General features: G+C 38.5%; 2 protein-coding genes. Both read right to left on the bottom strand.

The window, feature by feature from the left end:
- Window positions 1–31 precede the first annotated feature (31 nt).
- Window positions 32–1,480, bottom strand: coding sequence for an aminomethyl-transferring glycine dehydrogenase subunit GcvPB (gene gcvPB, locus U9P79_06315; GenBank protein ID MEA2104237.1), 1,449 nt, complete (start codon window positions 1,478–1,480; stop codon window positions 32–34).
- Between the two features lie 114 nt (window positions 1,481–1,594).
- Window positions 1,595–2,991: aminomethyl-transferring glycine dehydrogenase subunit GcvPA (gcvPA, locus tag U9P79_06310; protein ID MEA2104236.1), on the bottom strand; the 1,397-nt coding region annotated here is incomplete at its 5' end.

Genomic DNA, 2,991 nt, shown 5'->3' with positions numbered 1-2,991 from the left:
TTCTTCATTCGCTTTGACAGACTTTTCTTTTTCACTCTCCGAACTTAAAACGAATATCCATGCGTTTTATAGCAGCAGTTTCATCCAATCTTCCTACCGGTGTTTTGACCGGAGCATCCAATAATATTTCGGGGGAATTTTTTGCTTCGTCTGCAATTTTCAACATTGCATCGGCAAATTCATCAATGGCTTCTTTACTTTCGGTTTCAGTTGGCTCGATCATCAAAGCCTCTTTTACGATTAATGGGAAATAAACTGTGGGAGCGTGAAAACCATAATCAAGCAGACGTTTTGCAATGTTAAGAGTCTTGATCCCATATTCTTTGAATCGCTCACCGGATGCTACAAACTCGTGCATAATATTTTTATCAAACGGAACAGGATAAACTGCTTTGATCTTATTCATCAAGTAATTTGAGTTTATAACAGAATTTTCTGCAACCCGTCTTAAGCCTTTTTCACCCAACATTTTTAGATAAATGTAGGCACGAACCATTACAGAAAAATTTCCATAAAATGAATGGACTCGCCCAATCGAATTTTTTGCATCGTAATCAAAATAATATCCGTCTTTGTCCTTTTTCACAATTGGTTTTGGGAGAAAATCAACTAATTTTTCGATAACTCCCACGCCACCATTCCCCGGTCCGCCACCTCCGTGGGGAGTGGCAAAAGTTTTATGCAAATTGAAATGAGTGATGTCAAAACCAATATCACCCGGGCGAATATATCCGAGGATGGCATTAAAATTTGCCCCGTCCATATACATTAGTCCGTCCACAGAATGGATGAGTTCCGCAATTTCCCGCACATTGGTTTCAAAAATTCCGAGCGTATTCGGATTTGTCAGCATAAATCCAGCCACATTGTCATCAAGAACTTCTTTTAGGGCTTCAATGTCCACTTGTCCGCTTTCTGTGGATTTTATTTCTACGACTTCAAAACCGTGCATCGTAGTTGTTGCCGGATTTGTTCCGTGAGAGGAGTCGGGCATAATTATTTTTTTGGGATTTCTTCCTTTGCTTTTGTGATAATTATAGATGATATTTACACCGGTAAATTCCGAGTGAGCCCCAGCAACCGGTTGGAGAGAAACTTGAGGGAATCCCGAAATTTCCGCAAGGTCTTTTTGTAATTCATACATAATTTCAAGAGCACCCTGAACTGTGTTTTCCGGTTGCATCGGATGAATGTCTGTAAATCCGGGAAGCACATTTACAATATCATTGATCTTTGGATTGTATTTCATTGTGCAGGAGCCAAGCGGATAAAATCCTGTTTCGATACAATGATTTTTATCGGAAATTTCTTTATAATGACGAACTGCGTCCAATTCGCTGACTTCCGGTAAATTCGGTTTATTTTCCCGTAACATTTCTTTGGGAAAAATTTGAGAGATATTTTTCTCAATTTTGCAGTTGGGAAGTGTATAGCCTTTTCGACCGTTTATGCTTTTTTCAAAAATTGTTTTCGTTTCCATTTTTATTCCTTTTCAGTAGTTTATTTAACCACAAAGGGCACCAAGAACACAAAGAAAAACAAATAATTTAACACTTTGTGAAATGTGCCTTCCGCATGAAATGATTTTTTACCTTTATAGATATAATCTCTTGATTTCTTTTTCAAGAATTTCTGCGAATTTATCCATTTCTTCTTTGCTTCGCTTTTCCGTAACAGCTATTAAAAGTTGATTTTCATAGCCATATTTTTTCAAATCTATTCCTGCGAAAAATCCGACTTCTTGCATCTGATTGATAATCAATTCCGGCTCGATCTCCGTTTTAATCGCAAATTCTTTGAAGAAGGGAGAAGTATTTGCAGGTTCGATTCCATCTATTTGGCATAATTTATCGTGAAGATAATGAGCTTTAATAGTTGATTGATTTGCAACTTCTTTCAATCCTTTTTTACCCATTAAAACCATGTAAACGGTGGCTGCAAGAGTGCAAAGAGATTCGCTGGTGCAAATATTGGAGGTGGCTTTATCACGCCTGATATGTTGCTCTCTCGTCTGAAGAGTCATAACATAGCCCTTGTTGCCGTTTTTATCGGTGGTGCTTCCGATGATCCTGCCGGGCATTTTGCGGATAAGGTTTTTCTTTGCAGCAAAGAAACCGAAGAGTGGACCGCCAAAATTTTGACTATTTCCAAGTGCTTGTCCTTCACCCACCACGATATCCACATTAAAAGCAGAAGGCGGTTTGAGAAGCATAAGTGAGATTGGATCTACAGCAGCGATAAGGAGGGCTTTTTTCTGTGAATGGGCGATAGCATCAATTTTTTCCATATCCTCGATCACCCCAAGAAAATTGGGCGTTTGCACGAGAACAGCAGCAGTATCTTGATCCATATTTTCTTTTAAAGCATCAAGATCAATTCTGCCATTTTTTCGGGGAATGTAAATAATTTCCGCTCCGATGGCTGCAAAATAAGTTTCAATCACTTCTTTAAAATGAGGATGGATTGTGGAAGCGATCAGGATTTTTTTTTTGCGATTCGTGTGAAAAGCCATAAGAAGTGCTTCGGCAGCTGCGGTTGCTCCGTCATACATTCCGGCATTGGACGCATCCATTCCGGTCAATTCGCAGATCATTGTCTGATATTCGTAGATAAATTGCAAGGTCCCTTGGCTAACCTCTGCCTGATAGGGAGTATAGGCAGAATAAAATTCGGGTCTTCCGATGATGTAATTTACAGCAGCGGGAATGAAATGATCGTAAATTCCTCCACCGAGAAATGAAATAAATTCGTTTGTGTTAATGTTTTGATCCGCAATATCAATGATATCGTTTTTAATTTCCATTTCCGAAAGTGGCAAGTCCATTTCAAGTGCTTTCCTGACAAATAAATCTTCCGGAATATCTTTCAATAATTCCTTAAAAGATGAAACTCCGATTTCATTCAACATTGCTTTTCGTTGCTCATCCGTATTGGGTATAAATGGCATACAAACTCCTTTATATTTATGATTACATTTTTTTACAACTGGTT

This window comes from Candidatus Cloacimonadota bacterium, assembly GCA_034661015.1.
GTDB lineage: Bacteria > Cloacimonadota > Cloacimonadia > JGIOTU-2 > JGIOTU-2 > JAYEKN01.
Note: the sequence above shows the minus strand (reverse complement) of the source record. Positions and strands in the feature narration are given on the sequence as shown.

Coding starts and splice junctions, on each gene's coding strand:
- gcvPB (MEA2104237.1), bottom strand. CDS start 1,480: ATGGAAACGAAAACAATTTTTGAAAAAAGCATAAACGGTCGAAAAGGC.